Origin of the sequence: Microbacterium pratiae (assembly GCF_047302165.1) — a bacterium.
Lineage (GTDB): Bacteria > Actinomycetota > Actinomycetes > Actinomycetales > Microbacteriaceae > Microbacterium.
Genome location: NZ_CP154843.1, coordinates 573,898 through 595,359, shown reverse-complemented (window position 1 = coordinate 595,359; position 21,462 = coordinate 573,898). Strand labels below are relative to the sequence as shown.

Below are 21,462 nucleotides of genomic sequence, written 5' to 3'. Positions count from 1 at the left end.
TCACCCGGTCGTCGTCGGCGAGCAGGTCGAGGACCGCGTTCCACACCGGGACGTCCGGGAGATCGTGCTGAGCCAAGAGTTCCCCCGCGGATGATCGATGCTTGTCCACACAGCGATGGCCCAATCTGGGGATAGCTGTGGATAACTGCCCGTGACACGCTAGTCATGCGGTGTCGGGAGCGCCAAATCCACTGTAGTTCCGGCCCGCGTGTCGCCGCCAGAGCCTGTGTACAGCGGTGGATAATTGCGGGTTCCCATCGCTCCGGTTTGAGTTACAGGACGACGCGACGTACCCTTAGTCGGTTGACTTATGCCCGCAAGGGCAGTCCTGTACCCCCGTGTCCCCGGTCTGAAGCGTTCCGGTGACCGCCGATCCGGAGTGATCCCTATGAGCAAGCGCACGTTCCAGCCCAACAACCGCCGCCGCGCCAAGAAGCACGGCTTCCGCGCCCGCATGCGCACCCGCGCCGGTCGCGCCATCCTGTCGGCTCGCCGCGGCAAGGGCCGCACCGAGCTGTCGGCCTGACACAGCCTCTTCTGTGCTGGCGCGCGGAAACCGGATCACGCGCGGGGCGGATTACAAGGCCGTCGTCCGCGGGGGTGTTCGCTGTGCGGGTGCCCACACCGTGACCTATGTGGTGTCCACCGGCTCGAGCCGGCCACCGCGCTTCGGTTTCATCGTCAGCAAGCAAGTCGGATCAGCCGTCGTGCGCAATACAGTGCGCCGACGGCTGAAGGCCGTTTGCGCGCAGGCCCTTCCCGACGTCCGAGAGGGCGCCGACATCGTCATCCGAGCGCTCCCGTCCGCGGCGCGCTCGGATTTCGCGGATCTGAGAGACGAGGTGGAACGGTGTCTGCGACGACGTGCGGCGGTATGAGCTGGTCGACGCTGCCGACAGCATCCGTCGGCGATGGCCGCCTCTCGCCGGCATCGGTCGCTCGGGCCGTCCCCCTCGTTCCGCGCAATGCGGGGATCGCCCTGCTGCACGCCTACCGGTCTGTCGTCTCGCCCCTCTACGGCGACGTCTGCAAGTACTACCCGAGCTGCTCCGCGTATGCCGTGGGAGCCGTGCAGCAGCACGGCCTCGTGAAGGGCACCGCCCTCGCCGCTGCCCGGCTCGCCCGATGCCACCCGTGGGCGATGGGAGGCGTCGACGACGTCCCCGCCCATCGGGACTTCCGCCACACCCTGACCAGGCACGGCTTCGTCGTGCCGCCGAGAAAGGACTGATCCCGTGCTGGATCTCTTCCTCGCCACGCCGACTCCCGTCGTGCCGACCCCGACGACTCCTCCTCCCGGCGGTGCTGACTTCTTCAGCACGATCATGTGGCCGTTCAAGTTCCTCGTCGAGGCGATCCTGGTGTTCTGGCACTGGGTCCTCACCGCGGTGGGGATGCCGGCGGCAGCGGGTGCCACGTGGGTGATGTCGATCATCGGTCTGGTCATCGTGGTGCGTTCCGCCCTGATCCCGCTGTTCGTGCGGCAGATCAAGAGCCAGCGGAAGATGATGGAGCTCGCGCCCGAGATGCGCAAGATCCAGGAGAAGTACCGCGGCAAGCGCGACCAGCTCTCACGTGAGGCCATGAGCCGAGAGACGATGGCGCTCTACAAGAAGCACGGGACGACGCCGGTGTCGAGCTGTCTCCCGTTGCTCGTGCAGATGCCCATCCTCCTCGGCATGTTCTACACGCTCAGCGACGTCAAGAAGCACGCCGAATGGGGCGTCGGTGGTGTCGGCCTGCTCAACGTCGACCTGACCAAGCAGTTCTATGACGCACAGCTGTTCGACGTCGCACCCCTGCACACGAACATGATCGAGGCGATCAACCTCGGCCAGACCGCGACGGTCACCATCCTCGTGATCCTCGTCGTGCTCATGATCGCGTCGCAGTTCATCACGCAGCTGCAGATCATCTCGAAGAACCTGTCGCCCGAGGCCAAGACGGGCCAGGCGTACCAGATGCAGAAGATCATGCTCTACGTTCTGCCTCTCGCCTTCATCTTCTCCGGCGTCTTCTTCCCGCTCGGTGTCGTCATGTACTGGTTCACCTCGAACATCTGGACCATGGCGCAGCAGTTCATCGTCATCCGCAACCTGCCGACCCCCGGTTCCGAGGCAGCAAAGGCGCGCGAAGAGCGTCTCGCGCGCAAGGGGAAGGCGCTGGACGCGAAGGGCCGTGTGATCTCCATGGAGAAGTACGAGGCCGAGCAGCAGCGTCTGCTCGAAGAGGCGGAGCGTGCTCGCGCGGCTCAGCCGAAGCGCCAGCAGCCGATGAGCAAGCAGCGGGCCAAGAAGCAGTCGAATAAGGACGGCTCGCAGGGCTGACCCTGCCTGCCCTGTCAGCGCACAGATCGAACCACGCGAGGAATCATGACGAACCCCACCGAGACCCCGACGACCGAGCGCGCCGATGCGACGGTCGAAGAGCTCGAGCATGAAGGCGACATCGCAGCCGACTACATCGAGGGTCTGCTCGACATCGCCGACATCGACGGTGACCTGAACCTCGACGTGCGCGCCGGCCGTGCCTACGTGTCGGTCGAGGCGGACGACGCGAGCGCACTTCGAGTGCTGGCGGACCCGGATGTCGTGCAGGCTGTGCAGGAGCTGACGCGGATCGCGGTTCAGACGAAGACCGGGCGTTTCTCTCGTCTCATCCTCGACATCGGGGGATCGCGGGACGCGCGTCGGCGTGAGCTGGAGCGTCTCGTGGATCGGGCCGTCGAGCGACTGAACGACGGCGCATCACAGGCATCGCTGCCGGCGATGTCCAGCTACGAGCGCAAGCTCGTCCATGACATCGCGTCCGAGCGCGGTGTCGTCTCGGAGTCGTACGGCGAGGGCGCGGACCGACACACCGTCATCCGTCATGGCTGATGTTTCACGTGAAACAACCGTGATCGAGCAGGAGCCGACCGTTGCGGTCGAGGCGCTCTTCGGGCCCCGGGCGGATCTCGCTCGGCAGTACGCCGCTTCGCTGGCGGCTTACGGTGAAGAGCGAGGCCTGATCGGCCCGCTCGAGCTGCCGCGACTCTGGACGCGTCACGTGCTGAACTGTGCCGCGGCCGCGCCCCTCTTCTCCGGGCGAGTCGGCGATGTCGGCTCTGGCGCCGGTCTGCCGGGACTGGTGCTCGCGATTGCGCGCCCGGATGTCGAGTGGGTGCTCATCGAGACGATGGAACGCCGTGTCGCGTGGCTGGCAGAGCAGGTCCAGGACCTGGGTCTGGAGAACGTCGAGATCGTACGATCGCGTGCCGAAGACTGGATGGGCGCCGGCACTCTGGATGCCGTCACGGCGCGTGCCGTCAGCGCACTGCGAACCCTTATACCCCTGACCGCGCCGCTCGTGCGGGACGCCGGAGAGCTCATCCTGCTGAAGGGCGCGAACGCGCAAGCAGAGATCGCCGCTGCGGAAAAGGTCATCCGCCGATTCCGTCTCAGTGACGTGCGCGTCGAGACCGTGGGTGCTGCGCTTCTCGCGGAGCCGACTCGTGTCATCCGCGCCACCGTGAGGTGATGTTTCACGTGAAACGCCCGGCTGCCCGTTGCAACCGCCGTTTCACGTGAAACATCACGCCGCCCGTTTCACGTGAAACATGGAGAGGCGTCCGTAGAGTGATGAGATCACGAACCGAGGAGTTGAACGAATGGCAGAACCCGAGTCGGGCCGCACGTCGCTGACGTTCGACTCTCCGCTGGCGCGTGAGCTGGCCGACCTGTCGTCCCGCCGCCGTGCGCTGGATGCCGTATCCGTCGATTTCACCGGAGCAACCCGGGTCATCACCGTGTCGAACCAGAAAGGTGGCGTCGGAAAGACGACGACCGCCGTCAATCTGGCGGCATCGCTCGCGTCACTGGGGGCACGGGTGCTCGTCATCGACCTCGATCCTCAAGGCAACGCCTCCACCGCGCTCGGTGTGCCGCACAGTGCGGACGTCCCCAGCGTCTATGACGTGCTGATCGACCAGTTTCCGCTGTCGGACATCGTCCAGGTGAGCCCGGAATCACCCAACCTGTTGTGCGCACCGAGCACGATCCACCTGGCGGGGGCGGAGATCGAGCTGGTGTCGCAGGTTGCTCGGGAGCACCGCCTCCGTACTGCCGTCGAGGACTACCTCGCATCGGCCGAGGAGCGTATCGACTTCGTCGTGATCGACTGCCCGCCGTCGCTCGGACTCCTGACCATCAACGCGTTCACCGCGGCGCATGAGCTGTTGATCCCGATTCAGTGCGAGTACTACGCCCTCGAGGGCCTCAGCCAGCTTCTCGGCAGCGTGTCGATGATCCAGAAGCACCTGAACAGTCGCCTGCATTTGTCCACCATCCTTCTGACGATGTACGACGGGCGCACCCGGCTGGCGCAGCAGGTGGCGGAGGAGGTGCGATCGCACTTCCCGAACGAAGTGCTCCGCACGGTGATTCCGCGGTCCGTTCGCGTCTCGGAAGCGCCGAGCTTCGGACAGACCGTCATCGCTTACGATGGGCAGTCGGCCGGCGCTGTGGCATACCGCGAGGCGGCCGTCGAGATCGCTCAGCGAGCTTCTGCGACGACACGAGGAAACAAGGGAGAAGCCTGATGGCCAAGCGCACCGGACTGGGTCGAGGAATCGGCGCACTCATCCCGACGTCGGAGGCGACGGCGGCACGTCCCGTCGACGTCTTCTTCCCGGGCGGCTCGACCACGGCCACCACGGTCGAGGCGCCCGAGTCGGTGAAGCAGGATGACGCTCCCGAACTCGTCTCGATCCCCGGCACCGCACTCATTCAGGTCGATCCGAACGAGATCGTCCCCAACCCGCGGCAGCCGCGCACGCATTTCGACAGCGATGACCTCGCCGAGCTGGTGCACAGCGTTCGCGAGTTCGGTGTGCTGCAGCCCGTCGTCGTACGGACGAACGAGGACGGCAAGTACGAGCTGATCATGGGGGAGCGGCGCACCCGCGCTGCGCGGGAGGCCGGGCTCACCGCGATCCCCGCGGTCCTGCGTGACACCTCCGACGAGAACCTCCTCCGCGACGCCCTGCTCGAGAACCTCCACCGCTCGCAGCTGAATCCGTTGGAAGAGGCGTCTGCCTACCAGCAGTTGCTCGAAGATTTCGGCATCACGCAGGAAGAGCTCGCCACCCGCATCGGACGCTCACGCCCGCAGATCAGCAACACGATCCGCCTGCTGCGTCTGCCGGTGCCGGTACAGCAGCGTGTGGCCGCCGGCGTTCTCAGCGCCGGTCACGCTCGCGCGATCCTCTCCGTCGACGGTCCCGACGGCATGCAGCGCCTCGCTGACAAGATCGTCAACGAAGACCTGTCGGTTCGGGCCGCTGAGGCCGCTGCGAAGACCATCGAGACCGCGGGAACGCGGCGGCCGGCTCCGAAGGCCGGCGGGGTGCGTGCACACCTCGACGACGTCGCCGGACGGCTCGGCGATCGGCTCGACACCAAGGTGAAGATCTCGCTCGGTGCCCGCAAGGGTCAGATCGTGGTCGATTTCGCGACGATCCAGGACCTGAACCGGATCCTGGCCGAGCTGGGTGAGGACGCGTACGGCGCACGCTGACCCCGGTGTCGGTCGTGCGACGTAGGCTTGTTCGGTGAACGACGAGCAGAATCCCCGCCGAGCCAGCGTCGAGCTGCTGCGCGCCGAGGCGTCGGACGAGCTTTCGGTCCTCGTCGAGGAGCGCCTTCGCGCGGGAGAAGACCCGTGGGAGTTCATGGAGGAGCTGCCGTCGGTCGACGAGCTCGTGGTTCTGATGCTGCGTGCCGAGAACATCGCCGCCTACGGCGGGGGGCGCCCCAGCGCGGCACGCAACTACCGCGTGCTTCGCCAGATCGCGATGGATCATCCGGAACTGACACGTGCCGTGTGGCGGTTGCTCGGCAGTGAGCCCCACCGACGTTGGGATGCTGCGACGCGCGCAGACGCATCCTGACGCGCGGGATGCCCGCTCCCGGATACAGAAAAGCCCCGGTCAGATATATAATCTGACCGGGTCTTCGTGTGTCTGTGGAATCAGCCGATGTACGAGGCGAGATCCTGCTCGAGCGCGAATTTCGGCTTCGCGCCGATGATCGTCTTCTCGACCTCACCCTTATTGAACACCTTCATCGCCGGGATGGAGGTGATCTGGTACTGCATGGCGAGGTTGGGGTTCTCATCGACGTTCAGCTTGAGGACCGTGATCTTCTCGGGGTGCTCCGTGGCGATCTCGTCGAGGATGGGTCCGACCATGCGGCAGGGACCGCACCAGGCGGCCCAGAAGTCGACGAGGACGGGTCCATCGGCGTCGAGGACGTCCTGCTGCCAGGTGCTCTCGGTCGTGGCCTTGGCGGTCATGGTGATCTCCTTCGAAAGGGTGTCGCCTACGTCAACGACGCGGGCGGGTGAATTGTTCCGGGCGGCCGTCAGGCCGCATCGCTCTCTTCAGTCGTCTCGGTCTCGGCGACGAGCGACTCGAGGCCCTCATCAGGACGTCCGCGCAGGGGCGAGCTGTCGGCGGCGGGCTCGGACGCCTCACCGAGAGCGGCGAGATAGTGCTCCACGTCGAGGGCCGCGACCGTTCCGCTGCCGGCGGCGGTGACCGCCTGGCGATAGGTCGGGTCGATGACGTCGCCGGCGGCGAAGACGCCCGCCACGGAGGTGCGCGACGATCGTCCGTCGACCCACACGGTGCCGTGCTCGGTCAGGTCGAGCGATCCGTGCACCAGGTGCGTACGCGGGTCGTACCCGATCGCGACGAAGATGCCGTCGAGGGCCAGCTCGCGGGTGGAGCCGTCGACCGTATCGCGCAGGACGACACCCGTGACGGCATCCTCACCCAGGATGTCAGCGACCTCGCTGTTCCAGATGAACTCGATCTTGTCGTTGTTCATGGCGCGGTTCTGCATGATCTTCGACGCACGCAGCTCGTCACGGCGGTGGATGACGTACACCTTCGACGCGAACTTCGTCAGGAACGTCGCCTCTTCCATCGCGGAGTCGCCGCCGCCGACGACGGCGATCGTGCGCTCGCGGAAGAAGAAGCCGTCGCAGGTGGCGCAGTACGACACACCACGGCCCGACAGGCGGCTCTCGCCCTCGATGCCGATCTTGCGCGGGGCCGAGCCGGTCGCGAAGACCAGGCTGTCGGCCTCATGGGTCGCGCCGCTGCCGAGGGTGACCTTCTTGACGGGGCCGTCGATGTCGAGCTCGACGACGTCGTCGTAAAGGACCTCGGTGCCGAACTTCTCGGCCTGCTCCTGCATCTTGGTCATGAGGTCGGGCCCCATGATGCCCTCGGGGAAGCCGGGGAAGTTCTCGACCTCGGTGGTGTTCATCAGCTCGCCGCCCGCTTCGACGGAGCTCGCGATCAGCAGGGGCTTCAGGTTCGCGCGTGCCGCGTAGATCGCAGCCGTGTAGCCGGCGGGGCCGGATCCGATGATGATGACCTGTCGCACGTCGACATCCCTTTCTGGGGTCTGGAATCCGCGTCGCGGATACCCCGACACGTCCAACCCATGGTAGTCGCGGGGCATTCCCCGGCGGCGAGAGGCGGCGCGTCAGCGACCGAGGATGCGGCGTACGGTGCGGACGGCCGTGCCGAGCTCCGGCGCCCGGAGCAGCGCGAGGAGGAAGACGTACACGATGAGCGTCACGCCTCCGATCACGGCACCGCCCAGCAACGCCCCGACATACCCGCCGGCGACCCAGCCGGCACTGCCGCCCAGCCACGAGAAGACGAGCCAGCCGATGACCGCGGCCGGGACTCCGGCGACGATGAACCGCAGGACCGCACGCACAGCGCCGCCGAGGCCGAGCGGGCCGATCTTGCGGCGCAGCAGAACAACAGCGAGAGCGAGCTGCACGATGTTCGCCAGAGACTGTCCGAGGGCGATGCCCACGGCGAGGTGCTCGAGGGGGAGCACTGCTGCGGCGATGAGGGCGGTGACCACGACGAGCACGGCCTGGGCCAGCGTGAAGAAGAACGGCGTGCGCGTGTCTTGATGGGCGTAGAACGTCCGCTGCAGCACGAACTGGAACGACAGCGGCAGGAGGGCCACCAGATAGGCGGCAAGCACCCAGGCGAAGGCCTCCGCCGCATCCGGTGTCTTTGTGAAAACGCGTGAGATCGGGACGACCGCCGCCGCGATCGCCGCAAGTGCGCCGACCATGAAGATCCCGATGGTCCGGGTCGCCGTATCGAGGTCCGCGCGCAGAGCGTCGGGGCGGCCGGCGGAGACGTGCTCGCTGAGCCGAGTGAAGTAGGGGGTCCCGATCGACAGCACGATCACCGAGAACGGGAGCATGAAGACGAGCCACGCGTATGAGAGCACGGCGATCGACGGTCCACTCGATGATGCCGAGCCCACGATGTTGGTCTGGATGAGTCCCGCGACCTGGCCGACGACGACCATCAGGAAGGTCCAGCCGGCCAGCCGGCCGATGTGCCGGAGGCCGATGCCGCGCCAGTGGAAGTCGGGGCGGACGCGCAAGCCTGCTCGGCGCCAGAACAGCAGCAGCACGAGCGCCTGGAAGACGATGCCGAGCGTCGCCGTGCCACCCATGATCGCGACCATCGTGGGGGTCCACCCGGCCGCGTCCTCGCGGACGCCGAACATCCAGATGAAGACCAGGAAACCGGCGATGGAGACGACGTTGTTGATGATCGGCGACCAGGCGAAGGGGCCGAACACCCGCCGGGCGTTGAGGATCTCGCCGAGCAGCGCGTAGAGGCCGTAGAAGAGCAACTGGGGGAGGCACCAGTAGGCGAAGGCCAAGGCCAAGGCCTGCGTCTCGGGCGCGAGCCTCTCGCCGTAGGCGACCACCAGCAGGGGAGCGGCGACGACCGCGACAGCTGTCGTCACCGCCAGGGCGATCACCCCGAGCGTCAGCAGCTTCGACACGAACGCGCTGCCGCCGTCCCGGTGCTTCGCCGCCTGGATGATCTGGGGGACGATCACACCGGCGAGAAGGCCCGACGAGATGATCGCGTAGATGTTGTTCGGCAGCTGGGTGGCGAGCGTGAATGCGTCCGCCGCGCCGGCGCCCACCGTGCCGAGTGCCGCAGCGAGCACGATGTTGCGCACGAGACCCGTGACCCGGGAGACGAGTGTTCCCGCGGCGACGACCGCTCCTGCCCGGCCGATTCCGCTCACTCGGTGTTCTCCTGCTGTTCGGGGATGTCGTTCTGTGCCGACGCTCTGTCGTCCCGGCGGCGGCGCAGCTTCAGGATCGTACGGATGATGCCGCCCGCGATCAGCACGACGACGATGACGATGACGGCGGTGATCCCGACCGACTCCCATTCCGCGCGGACCGTGAGGCCGATGGCCTCGGGTGCGCCGATCGGCACGGCGGCCGTGCTGCGCAGCTGCAGGCTGAGCGTGGTCTCGCCGCTTCCGACACGAGCCTCGACCGGAACGTCGACGCGCGTGTTCTGCTGCGCCCCCGCCTCGACGACGGTCGTCTCCTGCACGATGAGGCGGGGGTCTCCGGTCTCGGCGAAGAGCACGAGGGACACCGGCCACGGCAGGTCGTTGCGCACGGTGACGGGTATCGGGGCGCTCGTGGCCAGGAAGTTGATCGTGCCGGGGTTGGCGATGCCCACGGCATCCAACGTGCTCTCGGTGTTCTCCTCGTGCTGCGCCACGGCCGCCGCCCACGCGGTCGGCTCGGTCAGCCAGGCGTCACCGATCAGCTGCAGGATGGCCGTGCGTTCGCGTGCGGTCAGCTGCGCGGGCTCGACCAGGGCGGTAGCGAAGGTCGCGAGCCGTTCCTCGTCGGCGAGGAAGCGCTGCAGGGCTCCGACGCGGTCTGCGTCGGCGGGGATGTCGGCGACGGTGACCTGAGCCGCTGCGGCGCTACGGAGGTCGATGAGAGAGGTCGCCGTCGCACCCGGACTCCCGGTCACCGCCGTGATGGCGGTCCTGATCGCGGTGCGCGAGCTCGTCGCGGGACGGTCGATCGTCGCGACGATCGGACCCTCGCCGCTCAGCGCGACCTGAGCCGTGGCAGCCGCGAGCTCGGCGCTGCGGACCGGAGCATCGTCGGATGCTGCAGCAACGCGGGCGAGCTCGGCGGAGACCGTGCGGTCGTACACGAGGAGACCGGCATCGCCTGCCGCCGCTCGAACGCCCCCGTCGCCGCCCGACACCGTGTCGGACGGAACGAGGGTGAGCGCATCGGCATCCGCTCCGGCCTGCGCATCGATCGTCGTGACGACATCCGGTCCTGCGGTTCCGCTCGCGGGCCAGAACACGTCGGCGACCGTGTTCGCAATGGTCCCGACGGCGAGCAGCTGCCGCAGATCGGGCACCGCCGCCGGGGCCGTGGAGCCCGCCGTGGCGCTGAAGTTCGCCGGATCGGCGTAGGGCGCGAGCGTCGTGGGTTCGAGCGGCGTCGTGAGGCCGGCATGCACCTGCGTCGCCAGGTCGGCGTCGCCGAACTGCAGAGCGAAGCGCTCGTTGGGGAGAGCCATGAGGCTCGCGAGCCACCCCGTGGCGGTGGCGGGCGCGCTCGAGCCGAGGACGCGGATCGACGCGACGATCGCGGGGTCGACGGCGAGCACGGCGGACGTTCCGGCGACGGCGTCGAGCGCCCCGCTGAGGGCACCGTCCTCACCGGTGAGCTCGCCGAGCTCGGTCGCCGTGAGGAGACCCGAGGTGCGGGCGCCGGCCGTGATCGGGACGACGACGGTGGCCGAGCGGGCTGGTGCGTCGCCACGGGGAACGGTGATGACGGTGCGCGACGACCCGCCCGGGGCCGACACCGATACCGGGTAGACACCGGGGGCCAGGCCGACGAGATCCTTCTCGGTGGCGGAGATCGACACGTTCGTGGCACGTTCGTCGCCCGCCGAGAGCTCGGCGACATCGGCGCGAGCGACCTCTTCGAAGACCGGCAGGCTCTCGTCCGTGTCGTCGCCGGGTCGCAGCCAGTCGGTGACGGCCTGCTGCGAGGTCAGGGCGGTGCGCGACAGGGCGACCGAGACGGTGCCTGCCGGCAGTGCGCGTGGGGACGCGTTGCGCTGATCGACCGAGATGACGGCATCGGCGCCGGTCTCGACGAGACCGCCGTTCGCGGGAGCGGCGATCAGCGAGGCGATCCCGGGCGTCGGGCTGCCGCTGGGGGACGGGCTCGCGCTGGGCGACGGGCTCGACGGCGTCTCGGCGAGAGCGAGTGCGGGAGAGGTCAGCGGGGCGATCACGATCGCCGCGGCAGCGAGCCAGCCGAGTACGCGGGCACCGCGACGACCGCGACGAGCGCGGGCGGTGGCAGGGGAAATGTCGGTCATGGCGGTTCTCGACACGCTGCGATACCCGACCGCAGGGTCGCACAGAGTCTAGAGCGGCCGTCCTGTGCGTCATCCGAGGCGGGCCGGGCCTGGGGCTTTTCGGGCGGACGCACGGTTGAATGGGGGAGTGACCCTGCATCCCGATGCCGACCTCTGCGCGGCGCTCCGTACCGATCTGGATGCCGCGGGCTACCGCGCCGACGCCGTGCGGGAGCTCTGGGGCGGGATGGTCGACACGGCCGTGGGCCACGGGCTCATCGAGCCCGCTCGCCGGGTGCTGGCCGGACGCACCGACGCTCTGGCGGTGCTGGCCGGTCTGCTGTTCCTGGGCGGATCGGCGCGGCACGCGTCGGTGGACGCCGCGTTGCCCTCGCTCGGCGCGGCGGGACTCGTCGACCTCGGTCTCGCTCACCTCGATGGCGACCTCGTCGTGCCCGATGCCCTCGTGCGGCCGCAGGACATTTCGGATGCCGCGGGCGAGGGCCACTGGTGGATCGCGAGCGACCTTGACGAGGCCGCCGTGGGCGGCCCGCTGCCCACCGGTCACGTCCTCGGGGTGGGCGGTGCCTCGCTGACGCTCGCGGGGCTGCAGCTCACGTCGCGGGTCGGACGCGTGCTCGACATCGGCACCGGGTGCGGCATCCAGGCGCTCCGTGCGCGCCGGGCCGGCGACACCGTCGTGGCGACGGACGTCTCGGAGCGCGCCCTCGCGTTCACGCGGCTGAATGCACTGCTGAATGACGTCGACGGCATCGAGACTCGTGCCGGCAGCCTGTTCGAGCCGGTGGCGGGTGAGCTGTTCGAGCGAGTCGTCTCCAACCCGCCGTTCGTCATCACGCCGCGCGTGGAGGGAGTGCCCGCGTATGAGTACCGGGACGGTGGGATGTCGGGCGACGACCTCGTCGCCGCCTTCGTGAGCCAGGTCGGCTCGGTGCTCGCGCCGGGCGGAGTCGCGCAGTTGCTCGGCAACTGGGAGTACCGCCCCGGTGAGGACGGGCTGGACCGGGTGCGGTCGTGGGTGTCGGGGTCGTCGGTCGCGCTCGATGCCTGGGTCGTCGAGCGCGAACAGCTCGATCCGCTCGCCTACGCCGAGCTGTGGGTCCGTGACGGGGGGACCGCGCCCGGTTCGCCCGCGTACGCACCGCTCGTGCAGGCGTGGCTCGACGACTTCGCCGCGCGCGGGGTCACCGCCGTGGGCTTCGGGTACATCACTCTGCACCGCCCCGCCGTCATCCCGACGCTCGCTCGCTATGAGCGGATCACGGGCAGCATTCCGGGAGCTCTCGGTCCTCATATCGGTGAGGCGCTGTCGGCCTGGCAGCGGCTCTCGAGCATGACGGATGCGAATCTGGGTGCCGCGGTGCTGCGGGTCGCACCGGATGTGACCGAAGCGCGCCACCACGTTCCCGGAGCCGAGGACCCCCAGGTGATCGAACTGCGCCAGGGAGGGGGTTTCGGCCGTGTGCTCGACGTCGATCCGGCGCTCGCGGCCCTGGTCGGAGCCAGCGACGGCGACCTGCCGGTCGGTGTGCTCGTCTCGGCGATCGCCGATCTGCTCGAGGTCGACGCGGCAGCGCTCCGCGCCGATCTGCTGCCGCGTGTGCGCGAACTGCTGTTCACGGGGTTCCTGCACTTCGCCGACTGACCCCGCCCTCGGGAGCGCCGGGGGCGGGCCGGTAGGCTCGGAGTCATGCTGAACATGGCCGAGGGTGTCGCGCGCCTGGGCGCCCTGGCGGCATCCCCCGTCGTCTCGACGCTGGCCGATGCGTTCGCGCGTGCCGGCTTCGAGCTGGCGATCGTCGGCGGCCCCGTGCGGGATGCGCTGCTCGGACGCGCGACGAACGACCTCGACTTCACCACGAACGCCCGACCCGACGACATCCTGCGCGTCGTCGAGCCGCTCGCCACCGCGACCTGGGACATCGGTCGCGCCTTCGGCACGATCGGCGCCAAGGTGCGCGGCGAGCAGATCGAGATCACGACCTACCGCGCCGACAGTTACGACGGGGTCACCCGTAAGCCCACCGTCGAGTTCGGCGACACCCTCGAGCAGGACCTGGCTCGCCGCGACTTCACCGTCAACGCCATGGCGCTGCGTGTTCCGGGACCGGCCCTCGTCGACCCGACCGGCGGGGTCGAGGACCTCGTCGCCACGGCGCTGCGCACGCCGAGTGATCCTGCCGTGAGCTTCGGCGACGACCCGCTCCGGATGCTGCGCGCCGCGCGCTTCGCGTCGCAGCTGGGGTTCTCGGTCGATCCCGCCACCGAGCAGGCGATGACCGAGCTGCGCGAGACGCTCCCGATCGTGAGCCCCGAGCGGGTGCAGGGCGAGCTGGTGAAGCTGCTGCGCACCGACGACCCCGCCCGCGGCATCCGGCTGCTCGTCGACACCGGCCTCATGCAGCTCGTGCTGCCCGAGGTGCCCGCGCTGCGGCTCGAGATCGACGAGCACCATCATCACAAGGACGTGTACGAGCACTCCCTGACGGTCCTGCGTCAGGCGATCGAGCTCGAGCACGAGCGGCATCCGGGCGCAGCGCCCGACGTCGTGCTGCGACTGGCCGCACTGCTGCACGACATCGGCAAGCCCGCGACGCGCAAGCTCGAGCCCGGTGGGGGAGTGAGCTTCCACCATCACGACATCAAGGGCGCCCGGTTGGCGCGCAAGCGCCTGCAGGCCCTCCGCTTCGATTCCGACACCATTTCGTCGGTCAGCCGCCTGGTCGAACTGCACCTGCGCTTCTTCGGCTACTCGGAGGGCGCGTGGACGGATTCGGCGGTCCGCCGTTACGTCCGGGACGCGGGCGATGAGATGGACCGACTGCACATCCTCACTCGCGCCGACGTCACGACGCGGAACAAGCGCAAGGCTGCTCGTCTGAAGTCGGCGTACGACGACATCGAGCGACGCATCGATGAGTTGGCGGCGGCCGAAGAGCTCGGAGCGATGCGCCCGGAGCTCGACGGCAATCGCATCCAGGAGATCCTCGGGATCCGTCCCGGGCGCGAGGTGGGAGAGGCCTACCGGTACCTGCTCGACATCCGTCTCGACGAGGGGATGATCGGCGAGGAAGCCGCCGAGCAGCGCCTGCGCGAGTGGTGGTCGGCCCGCTCGGACGGCTGACCGCGACCAGCCCTACCGCGACGAGCCCGTCCGGCTTAGGCTGAGGGCGCTCCTTCACCGCCGATCGGAGTCGCCCGTGTCGTCATCGTGGTCCGCGCAGTGGGATGTCGCTCCCGAGTCGTCCCGTCTGCTCATCGAGCGCGCACACGACGAGCTGCTCGCCGGGGCCGATGCCGAGCGCCGTCTGAACGATGTGCGATCTCTCGTCCGCGACTCGTGGCGTCGATCGATGGCGAACCTCGTCGGAGCGGAGGCGCTCCCGCCGCTGGAGTTCGACGAGCGTGCTCTCGCCGCGTACCGCAGCGCTCACCCGCTCGCCGGCGTCATGGACATGGTGCGTGCCCTCCTCGTGCCGAGCACGGACTCCGGCGTGGTCGTCGCCGTCGGGGATGCGGCCGGCCGGCTGCTCTGGGTCGAAGGGGACACGAGCGTGCGGACCCTCACCGGCGACATGGGTTTCGTCGCGGGGGCGAACTGGTCGGAGCCCGCCGTCGGCACCTCGGCGCCGGGGACGGCACTGCAGCTCGACCGCTCGGTGCAGATCCGGGGTGCCGAGCACTTCAACCGTCTGGTTCAGCCCTGGTCGTGCACGGCAGCGCCCGTGCACGACCCCGAGACCCGGCGGCTGCTCGGCGTGATCGATGTGACCGGCCGCGCGGAGGCGGCCACCCCGCAGGCGCGACTCCTCGTCGACGCGACTGCCCGTGCGATCGAGAGCGAGGTGCTCGTCGCGCGGTTGCGCTCCCGCGCAGACCCCCCGCGCGGCTTCTCGCGATCGCGCAACCGCATCCGTTCCGCGCCGACCGCCTCGACGCTGCGGGTACTCGGGCGCGATCGGGCGCTTCTCGAGATCACCGGCCCCGATGGAGAGCGAGTCGTCGAGGTCTCGGCTCGGCATGCCGACATCCTGCTGATGCTCGCCACGCACCGTCAGGGCCTGTCGGCGGAGCGGCTGGCCGAGCTCGTGTACGGTCCCGACGCCACCGACACGCTCCGCCCCGAGATGGTGCGATTGCGGCGGACGCTCGAGCGAGCGGCTCCGCACCTCGTGCCGCTGTCGCGGCCCTACCGCCTTCCCGCGGACCTCGAGACCGACGCGCAGCAGGTGGCCTCGCTGCTCGATCGTGGAGCACACCGCGTGGCCCTTGCCGCTTATCCCGGTCCGGTGCTGCCGGATTCGTGCGCCCCGGGAACCGAGGAGGTGCGCGACCGCCTGCGCGGCTCGCTGCGTGAGGCGATGCTGTCCGAAGCATCGGTCGACGTACTGCTGACCTACATCGAGACCGACGAGGGGGCCGATGACGTGGAGGTACTGCGGTTGTGCCTCCGCTTGCTTCCCGCCCGTTCTCCGAAGCGGGCGGGCATCGTCGCACGGCTGACCTCGCTCGGCAACCCCGACGACTGACCGTTCCGTCGCAAGGAAGCCGCTGACAGGATGGCGTCGCGATGTTGCACGTGAAACATCGACGGGAGGCACGCGTGAGGACGACACGGATCTCGTGGACCGGCATCGGGTCGGCCGAGACGATCGAACGATGCACCACGGAATATTCCGATGAGGGAATCCGGATGGTCGGTGAGGTCGACGGCGGCGACGAGGGATGCCGGTATGCGATCCGGCTGGGCGTGGACGGTGGGTTCCGCCACGCGACGGTGGCTGCGGGGGAGCGCTCGATCGCGATCGAGAACATCGAGGGCACCTGGACCGTCGATGGCGAGCCGCGCCCTGACCTGGCCGGCGCGACGGACCTCGACATCACGGCGACACCCGCGACGAACGCGCTCCCGATCCGCCGGCTGCGTCTCGCCGTCGGCAGCCGCGACGATATCGAGGTGGCCTGGGTGCAGGTGCCGTCGCTCGAGGTCCGGCTCAGTCGGCAGCGATACACCCGCGTCGGGCCGCGAGCGTACTGCTTCGAATCGCGCGACCACGACTTCCGACGCACGCTCACCGTCGACGAGGACGGGTTCGTGCTCAGCTATCCCGGACTGTTCGAGCGGGTGACGGGGTCGTGACGGCGCTCGAGTACAGCGAGACGAGGAGACGACGATGAGCCGAGACAGCACCGCAGACGACATCCCCGACGCGACCCTCTCGTCGCTTGCCGAGGCCTACGGCATCTCTACCGAGTACTCGTCCTTCTCGGGCGAGCACGTGCGTGCTCCCGCCGCCACGCTGCGTGCCGTCCTCGGGGCGATGGGCGTCGACGCGTCCGACGACGCTGCGGTCGAGAACGCTCTCGCCGCTCGCACCGCCGAGCCGTGGCGGCGACTCGTGGCCGCGTCGACCGTCGTCCGACAGGGGGCCGGCGAGGTGGAGGTGCACGTGGCCGACGGATCCGATGTCGAGGTCGCGCTCGTCCTCGAGGACGGATCGGTCCGTCCGCTGCCGATACCCGTCCAACAACCCGTCGCTCGCACCGTCGACGGCCGGACACGTTGGCTGGTTCGCGTGCCCATACCCGATGACGTGCCGCTGGGCTGGCACACAGTCGAGGCCCGCCAGTACGGGGGAGGCGGCGATCTGCGCGACGGCGGCGCGCTCATCGTGACACCGCAGCGCTTGCCGCTCCCCTCGGCTGAGGCCGGGCGACGGTCATGGGGCCTCATGGCGCAGCTCTACTCGGTGCGTTCCCACCGGTCGTGGGGCATGGGAGATCTCGCCGACCTCGCCGATCTCGCGGCGATCGCCGGAGAGTCGGGAGCGGACTATCTCCTCATCAACCCGGTGCACGCAGCCGACGTCACGACTCCGATCGAGCCCTCTCCCTACCTGCCGTCGTCGCGGCGGTTCCTCGCACCGCTCTACGTCCGGCCCGAACTCATTCCCGAATCGGCATACTTGTCGGGGACTGCTCGGGATCGCTTCGACCGGCTGCGGCTGAGCGCGGCGGCGGCGAACACCGACGCCGAGAGGATCGGCCGCGATTCGGTGTGGACCGCGAAGCGTGAGGCGCTCGCGCTCATTCACGGCGTGCCCCTCTCGCCGGCGCGCCGCGCTCAGCGCGACGACTTCGCCCGGCGCGAAGGGACCACGCTCGCCGACTTCGCGCTGTGGTGCGCGATACGGGAACACGAGGCCGAGACCGGAGACCGGCTCCCGGAAGCAGCGGCGATCGACGATCCCGCCACCGCACGGCTGCGCGAGCAGCTCTCGGACCGCATCGCGTTTCACATCTGGCTGCAGTGGATCGTCGACGAGCAGCTTTCGGACGCCGCTGCCGCCGCCACGGCATCCGGGATGCGGATCGGCATCATGCACGACCTCGCGGTAGGCGTCTCGACGGCAGGGTCGGATGCCTGGTCGCTCCACGAGTTGTATGCGCCGGGTGTCGTCGTGGGCGCACCCCCCGACATGTACAACCAGCAGGGCCAGAACTGGAATCAGCCGCCGTGGCTGCCCCAGGCCCTCGCCGACCATGCGTACGCGCCGCTGCGCGACATGCTCCGCTCGCTCCTGCGTCACGCGGGCGCTTTGCGCATCGACCACATCCTCGGGTTCTTCCGACTGTGGTGGATCCCCGAGGGGCTCGGGCCGGGCGAGGGCACCTACGTCCGCTACGACCACGAGGCGATGATCGGAGTCCTTGCGCTCGAGGCCTACCGTGCCGGCGCCGTGATCATCGGCGAGGATCTCGGGCTCGTCGAGCCGTGGGTGCGCGACTACCTCGCCGAGCGCGGCATCCTCGGCACGTCGGTGCTCTGGTTCGAAAGCGACGACGACGGCGGACCGCTCGCCCCCGAGCGCTACCGGACCGATGTCCTCGCCACCGTCAACACGCACGACCTGCCGCCGACGGCCGGGTACCTCGAAGGCGAACATGTGGACCTCCGGGCGCGGCTCGGTCTGCTGACCCGCTCGGTCGATGACGAGCGCGCCGATTTCGAGCGCGAGCGCGAGCGGATGCTGTCGCAGTTGCGATCGCGCGGACTGATCGATGACATGTCGAGCGAGCAGGAGGTGGTCGAGGCCCTGCATGTGTTCCTCGCCGCGTCGCCGTCGCGCTTGATCGGCGTCTCGCTCGTCGATGCCGTCGGCGAGAAGCGGGTGCAGAATCAGCCCGGCACCGACGACGAGTATCCGAATTGGCGGGTGCCCTTGGCGGATGCGGACGGCGACGCGGTCATGCTCGACGACCTCGCGTCGCTTCCGCGTTACCGCGCGCTGGTCGACGCGCTCGAGCACGCGCTGCGCGGCTCTTCGTAGAGGTCAGCCGCCGGGCTTGTCAACCCGCTACGTGCCCGACCCGGGGTGGACCGTACGGTCAGGGCGTCGAACGAGAGGAGACGCCATGGTCGACACCGCACCGCTCACGCGGGCCAAGTACCCGCGGTCGCTCATTGCGGGGCCCTACGGGCATCCGTTCCACGCGATCGCCATCATCCTGCCGATCGGCGCGTGGGTGTCGGCATCCGTCTTCGACGTCATCGCCGTGACGAGTCCCGATGCGGCGGTGTTCGCTCTGGGGGCGCGCATCCTCATCGCCATCGGTCTTCTCGGTGCCGTGGTCGCCGCCGTGCTCGGGCTGATCGACTGGAGCAGCATCCCGAAGGACACCCCCGCGCGTGCGACGGGGCTGACCCACATGATCCTCAACCTCATCGCCATGGCGGTGTTCGCCGGCAGCCTCGCGCTGCGCGTCGACGAGCAGACGGTGCCGACCCTCGCGATGATCGCGAGCTTCGTCGGGCTCGCCCTGCTGTCGGTGTCGGGCTGGCTCGGCGGCAAGCTCGCCCACACCTTCGGCGTCCGCGTCGCGACCGAGACGACCCAGGCCGAGGGCCTGGAACCGCTGCCCTGACCGAGGAGAGACCATGACCGACCTGGACACCCGTCCCGACAAGCGGCCCGCGAACCCTCTGGCAGGCCCCTACGGACATCCGTTCCACCCGATCGCCGTCACGATTCCGATCGGAGCGTGGATCGCGAGCTTCGTCTTCGACATCATCGGCCTGATCGTCGCCGACCCCACCCCCTATGCCGTCGGGTCGCGGGTCCTCATCGGGATCGGGCTCGTCGGCAGTCTCGTGGCCATCGTCCTGGGGATCTTCGACTACCTCCGCATCCCCGATCGCACGCGCTCGTCAAGCACCGCGACGATCCACATGGGGCTGAACTTCGTGGTGTGCGGCGCTTACCTGTTCCAGTTGTTCCTGCGGACCTCGACCGACGACATCCCCGTCGCGGGCGTGATCTTCAGCGCCGTGAGTCTGCTGACCCTGAGTGCGTCCGGATGGCTCGGCGGCAAGCTCGCCTATCGCTACGGCGTGCGGGTCGCGCACGAGTCGAAGCAAGCCGAAGGTTTTGTCCCCCGCCGCACCCGGCGCTGAGCGCCCTCCCCCCACCCCCCATCTCGCGCCGAGAGCGCGCATCCGCAGGGTGCTGACCCCCGACAACCGTGCAGACGCGCATCCTCGCGGCGCCGGCCGGCCCGGCCGTGCAACGCGTTGCAACGTAGCGGCGCGTAGCGTGCCCGACACCACCGCAGCATCGGCGCTGCGGGGAGTCGAGGAGATGACATGACCATCGTCGAAGAGGGCGTCTCGAGCGTCTACGCCGCTCCGGGTCAGCGCGGAGCCGTCGCGGAGTACCGAGCCCGCTATGGGCACTACATCGGCGGCGAGTTCGTCGAACCCGTCAAGGGGCAGTACTTCGAGAACATCACGCCTGTTACCGGAAAGCCGTTCTGCGAGGTCGGTCGCGGCACCGTCGAAGACATCGATCGCGCCGTCGACGTCGCCTGGCAGGCGTTCGCGTCGTGGAAGAAGACGACGCCCGCCGAGCGTGCGGTGATCCTGAACAAGATCGCCGACCGCATGGAGCAGCACCTCGAGAAGATCGCGGTGGCCGAGACATGGGAGAACGGCAAGCCGGTGCGCGAGACGCTCGCCGCCGACATCCCGCTCGCGATCGACCACTTCCGATACTTCGCCGGGGTGCTCCGCGCCCAGGAGGGTTCGCTCAGCCAGATCGACGAAGACACCGTCGCGTACCACTTCCACGAGCCGCTCGGTGTGGTCGGGCAGATCATCCCGTGGAACTTCCCGATCCTGATGGCGACCTGGAAGCTCGCTCCCGCGCTCGCCGCCGGCAACTGCGTCGTGCTGAAGCCCGCCGAGCAGACGCCCGCATCGATCCTGTTCCTCTTCGAGCTGATCGGCGACCTGCTGCCGGCCGGCGTCGTGAACATCGTCAACGGTTTCGGCATCGAAGCGGGAGCCCCGCTCGCGCAGCACCGCCGCATCCGCAAGGTCGCTTTCACGGGCGAGACGACGACGGGGCGCCTGATCATGCAGTACGCCTCGCAGAACCTCATCCCGGTCACTCTCGAGCTCGGCGGCAAGAGCGCCAATGTGTTCTTCGAGGATGTCGCGCGCGAGCGCGACGACTACTACGACAAGGCGCTCGAAGGCTTCACGTTCTTCGCCCTGAACCAGGGAGAGGTGTGCACGTGTCCGTCGCGGGCGCTCATCCAGCGCTCGGTGTACGACTCGTTCCTCGGCGACGGCCTCGACCGCGTCGGCAAGATCGTGCAGGGCAACCCGCTCGACCCGGCGACGATGATCGGCGCGCAGGCATCCAACGACCAGCTGGAGAAGATCCTGTCGTACATCGACATCGGCAAGGCCGGGGGAGCGAAGCTGCTCGCGGGCGGCGAACGGGTCGACCTCGGCGGCGAACTGAGCGGCGGGTACTACGTCGCCCCCACGGTCTTCGAGGGCACGAACGACATGCGCATCTTCCAGGAGGAGATCTTCGGCCCCGTCGTCTCGGTGACGAGCTTCGACGACTTCGACGATGCGATCGGCATCGCGAACGACACCCTCTACGGGCTGGGTGCCGGCGTCTGGAGTCGGTCGGGTGACACCGCCTACCGGGCCGGCCGCGCGATCGAGGCCGGCCGCGTGTGGACGAACACCTACCACCAGTACCCCGCGCACGCCGCCTTCGGCGGGTACAAGCAGTCGGGCATCGGTCGCGAGAACCACCTCAAGATGCTCGACCACTACCAGCAGACGAAGAACCTCCTCGTGTCGTACGCCGAAGGCGCGATGGGCTTCTTCTGAG

21 protein-coding genes are annotated in these 21,462 nt (G+C 68.8%); 17 read left to right on the top strand and 4 right to left on the bottom strand.

Annotation, left to right across the window (positions count from 1 at the left end; genetic code table 11):
• The first annotated feature begins 388 nt into the window (after nucleotides 1–388).
• From rpmH to AA0Y20_RS02770, 9 genes are all read left to right on the top strand, one after another.
• Nucleotides 389–526, top strand: a complete 138-nt coding sequence (rpmH, locus tag AA0Y20_RS02810; RefSeq protein WP_036304730.1) for a 50S ribosomal protein L34 — start codon at nucleotides 389–391, stop codon at nucleotides 524–526.
• Between the two features lie 13 nt (nucleotides 527–539).
• Nucleotides 540–878: a ribonuclease P protein component gene (gene rnpA, locus AA0Y20_RS02805; RefSeq protein ID WP_412937281.1), complete on the top strand. Its 339-nt coding sequence runs from the start codon at nucleotides 540–542 to the stop codon at nucleotides 876–878.
• Nucleotides 875–1,231: a membrane protein insertion efficiency factor YidD gene (gene yidD / locus AA0Y20_RS02800; RefSeq protein WP_412939690.1), complete on the top strand. Its 357-nt coding sequence runs from the start codon at nucleotides 875–877 to the stop codon at nucleotides 1,229–1,231. The genes rnpA and yidD overlap by 4 nt, the downstream gene beginning before the upstream one ends.
• Before the next feature lie 7 nt (nucleotides 1,232–1,238).
• Entirely contained in the window at nucleotides 1,239–2,327 is a 1,089-nt protein-coding gene (yidC, locus tag AA0Y20_RS02795; RefSeq protein WP_412939689.1) for a membrane protein insertase YidC, read from the top strand.
• 45 nt (nucleotides 2,328–2,372) lie between these two features.
• Nucleotides 2,373–2,879 carry a protein jag gene (locus AA0Y20_RS02790; RefSeq protein WP_412937279.1) on the top strand — a complete coding sequence of 169 codons (507 nt, stop codon included), beginning with the start codon at nucleotides 2,373–2,375 and terminating at the stop codon, nucleotides 2,877–2,879.
• Nucleotides 2,872–3,519, top strand: a complete 648-nt coding sequence (gene rsmG / locus AA0Y20_RS02785; protein ID WP_412937278.1) for a 16S rRNA (guanine(527)-N(7))-methyltransferase RsmG — start codon at nucleotides 2,872–2,874, stop codon at nucleotides 3,517–3,519. Before AA0Y20_RS02790 ends, rsmG begins: the two co-directional genes overlap by 8 nt.
• Nucleotides 3,520–3,649: 130 nt before the next feature.
• Nucleotides 3,650–4,579: a ParA family protein gene (locus AA0Y20_RS02780; protein ID WP_412937277.1), complete on the top strand. Its 930-nt coding sequence runs from the start codon at nucleotides 3,650–3,652 to the stop codon at nucleotides 4,577–4,579.
• A complete protein-coding gene (locus AA0Y20_RS02775) occupies nucleotides 4,579–5,556 on the top strand; it encodes a ParB/RepB/Spo0J family partition protein (protein WP_412937275.1) in 978 nt (325 codons plus the stop codon). Before AA0Y20_RS02780 ends, AA0Y20_RS02775 begins: the two co-directional genes overlap by 1 nt.
• A gap of 34 nt (nucleotides 5,557–5,590) precedes the next feature.
• Nucleotides 5,591–5,929 carry a tryptophan synthase subunit alpha gene (locus AA0Y20_RS02770; protein WP_412937273.1) on the top strand — a complete coding sequence of 113 codons (339 nt, stop codon included), beginning with the start codon at nucleotides 5,591–5,593 and terminating at the stop codon, nucleotides 5,927–5,929.
• A gap of 80 nt (nucleotides 5,930–6,009) precedes the next feature.
• On the opposite strand, the gene trxA is transcribed toward AA0Y20_RS02770, so the two are convergent.
• The 4 genes from trxA to AA0Y20_RS02750 form a co-directional block, all read right to left on the bottom strand.
• Nucleotides 6,010–6,333: a thioredoxin gene (gene trxA / locus AA0Y20_RS02765; RefSeq protein WP_023953450.1), complete on the bottom strand. Its 324-nt coding sequence runs from the start codon at nucleotides 6,331–6,333 to the stop codon at nucleotides 6,010–6,012.
• 68 nt (nucleotides 6,334–6,401) lie between these two features.
• Complete coding sequence (trxB, locus tag AA0Y20_RS02760) at nucleotides 6,402–7,433, bottom strand: thioredoxin-disulfide reductase (protein WP_412937270.1); 1,032 nt, start codon at nucleotides 7,431–7,433, stop codon at nucleotides 6,402–6,404.
• Nucleotides 7,434–7,535: 102 nt separating this feature from the next.
• On the bottom strand, nucleotides 7,536–9,131 hold the full coding sequence (gene murJ / locus AA0Y20_RS02755; RefSeq protein WP_412937268.1) for a murein biosynthesis integral membrane protein MurJ: 1,596 nt from the start codon (nucleotides 9,129–9,131) through the stop codon (nucleotides 7,536–7,538).
• Nucleotides 9,128–11,269 (bottom strand): DUF6049 family protein, encoded by a 2,142-nt coding sequence (locus AA0Y20_RS02750; RefSeq protein WP_412937266.1) that lies wholly within the window; start codon nucleotides 11,267–11,269, stop codon nucleotides 9,128–9,130. The genes murJ and AA0Y20_RS02750 overlap by 4 nt, the downstream gene beginning before the upstream one ends.
• Before the next feature lie 127 nt (nucleotides 11,270–11,396).
• Between AA0Y20_RS02750 and AA0Y20_RS02745 the strand changes: the two genes are divergently transcribed.
• The 8 genes from AA0Y20_RS02745 (at nucleotide 11,397) to AA0Y20_RS02710 (ending at nucleotide 21,461) form a co-directional block, all read left to right on the top strand.
• Nucleotides 11,397–12,914 carry a methyltransferase gene (locus AA0Y20_RS02745; RefSeq protein WP_412937264.1) on the top strand — a complete coding sequence of 506 codons (1,518 nt, stop codon included), beginning with the start codon at nucleotides 11,397–11,399 and terminating at the stop codon, nucleotides 12,912–12,914.
• 45 nt (nucleotides 12,915–12,959) lie between these two features.
• A complete protein-coding gene (locus AA0Y20_RS02740; RefSeq protein ID WP_412937262.1) occupies nucleotides 12,960–14,393 on the top strand; it encodes a CCA tRNA nucleotidyltransferase in 1,434 nt (477 codons plus the stop codon).
• 76 nt (nucleotides 14,394–14,469) lie between these two features.
• On the top strand, nucleotides 14,470–15,798 hold the full coding sequence (locus AA0Y20_RS02735; RefSeq protein ID WP_412937260.1) for a GAF domain-containing protein: 1,329 nt from the start codon (nucleotides 14,470–14,472) through the stop codon (nucleotides 15,796–15,798).
• Between the two features lie 74 nt (nucleotides 15,799–15,872).
• Nucleotides 15,873–16,409: a putative glycolipid-binding domain-containing protein gene (locus AA0Y20_RS02730; protein WP_412937259.1), complete on the top strand. Its 537-nt coding sequence runs from the start codon at nucleotides 15,873–15,875 to the stop codon at nucleotides 16,407–16,409.
• Nucleotides 16,410–16,443: 34 nt separating this feature from the next.
• Nucleotides 16,444–18,600 (top strand): 4-alpha-glucanotransferase, encoded by a 2,157-nt coding sequence (malQ, locus tag AA0Y20_RS02725; RefSeq protein WP_412937257.1) that lies wholly within the window; start codon nucleotides 16,444–16,446, stop codon nucleotides 18,598–18,600.
• 85 nt (nucleotides 18,601–18,685) lie between these two features.
• Complete coding sequence (locus tag AA0Y20_RS02720; RefSeq protein ID WP_412937255.1) at nucleotides 18,686–19,195, top strand: DUF2231 domain-containing protein; 510 nt, start codon at nucleotides 18,686–18,688, stop codon at nucleotides 19,193–19,195.
• A gap of 13 nt (nucleotides 19,196–19,208) precedes the next feature.
• A complete protein-coding gene (locus tag AA0Y20_RS02715; RefSeq protein ID WP_412937254.1) occupies nucleotides 19,209–19,724 on the top strand; it encodes a DUF2231 domain-containing protein in 516 nt (171 codons plus the stop codon).
• Nucleotides 19,725–19,913: 189 nt separating this feature from the next.
• On the top strand, nucleotides 19,914–21,461 hold the full coding sequence (locus AA0Y20_RS02710; protein WP_071918848.1) for an aldehyde dehydrogenase family protein: 1,548 nt from the start codon (nucleotides 19,914–19,916) through the stop codon (nucleotides 21,459–21,461).
• Nucleotide 21,462 lies beyond the last annotated feature (1 nt).

Coding starts and splice junctions, on each gene's coding strand:
- AA0Y20_RS02720 (WP_412937255.1), top strand. CDS start 18,686: ATGGTCGACACCGCACCGCTCACGCGGGCCAAGTACCCGCGGTCGCTC.
- AA0Y20_RS02740 (WP_412937262.1), top strand. CDS start 12,960: ATGCTGAACATGGCCGAGGGTGTCGCGCGCCTGGGCGCCCTGGCGGCA.
- AA0Y20_RS02715 (WP_412937254.1), top strand. CDS start 19,209: ATGACCGACCTGGACACCCGTCCCGACAAGCGGCCCGCGAACCCTCTG.
- AA0Y20_RS02790 (WP_412937279.1), top strand. CDS start 2,373: ATGACGAACCCCACCGAGACCCCGACGACCGAGCGCGCCGATGCGACG.
- malQ (WP_412937257.1), top strand. CDS start 16,444: ATGAGCCGAGACAGCACCGCAGACGACATCCCCGACGCGACCCTCTCG.
- rpmH (WP_036304730.1), top strand. CDS start 389: ATGAGCAAGCGCACGTTCCAGCCCAACAACCGCCGCCGCGCCAAGAAG.
- rsmG (WP_412937278.1), top strand. CDS start 2,872: ATGGCTGATGTTTCACGTGAAACAACCGTGATCGAGCAGGAGCCGACC.
- trxA (WP_023953450.1), bottom strand. CDS start 6,333: ATGACCGCCAAGGCCACGACCGAGAGCACCTGGCAGCAGGACGTCCTC.
- AA0Y20_RS02775 (WP_412937275.1), top strand. CDS start 4,579: ATGGCCAAGCGCACCGGACTGGGTCGAGGAATCGGCGCACTCATCCCG.
- AA0Y20_RS02780 (WP_412937277.1), top strand. CDS start 3,650: ATGGCAGAACCCGAGTCGGGCCGCACGTCGCTGACGTTCGACTCTCCG.
- AA0Y20_RS02750 (WP_412937266.1), bottom strand. CDS start 11,269: ATGACCGACATTTCCCCTGCCACCGCCCGCGCTCGTCGCGGTCGTCGC.
- AA0Y20_RS02710 (WP_071918848.1), top strand. CDS start 19,914: ATGACCATCGTCGAAGAGGGCGTCTCGAGCGTCTACGCCGCTCCGGGT.
- yidD (WP_412939690.1), top strand. CDS start 875: ATGAGCTGGTCGACGCTGCCGACAGCATCCGTCGGCGATGGCCGCCTC.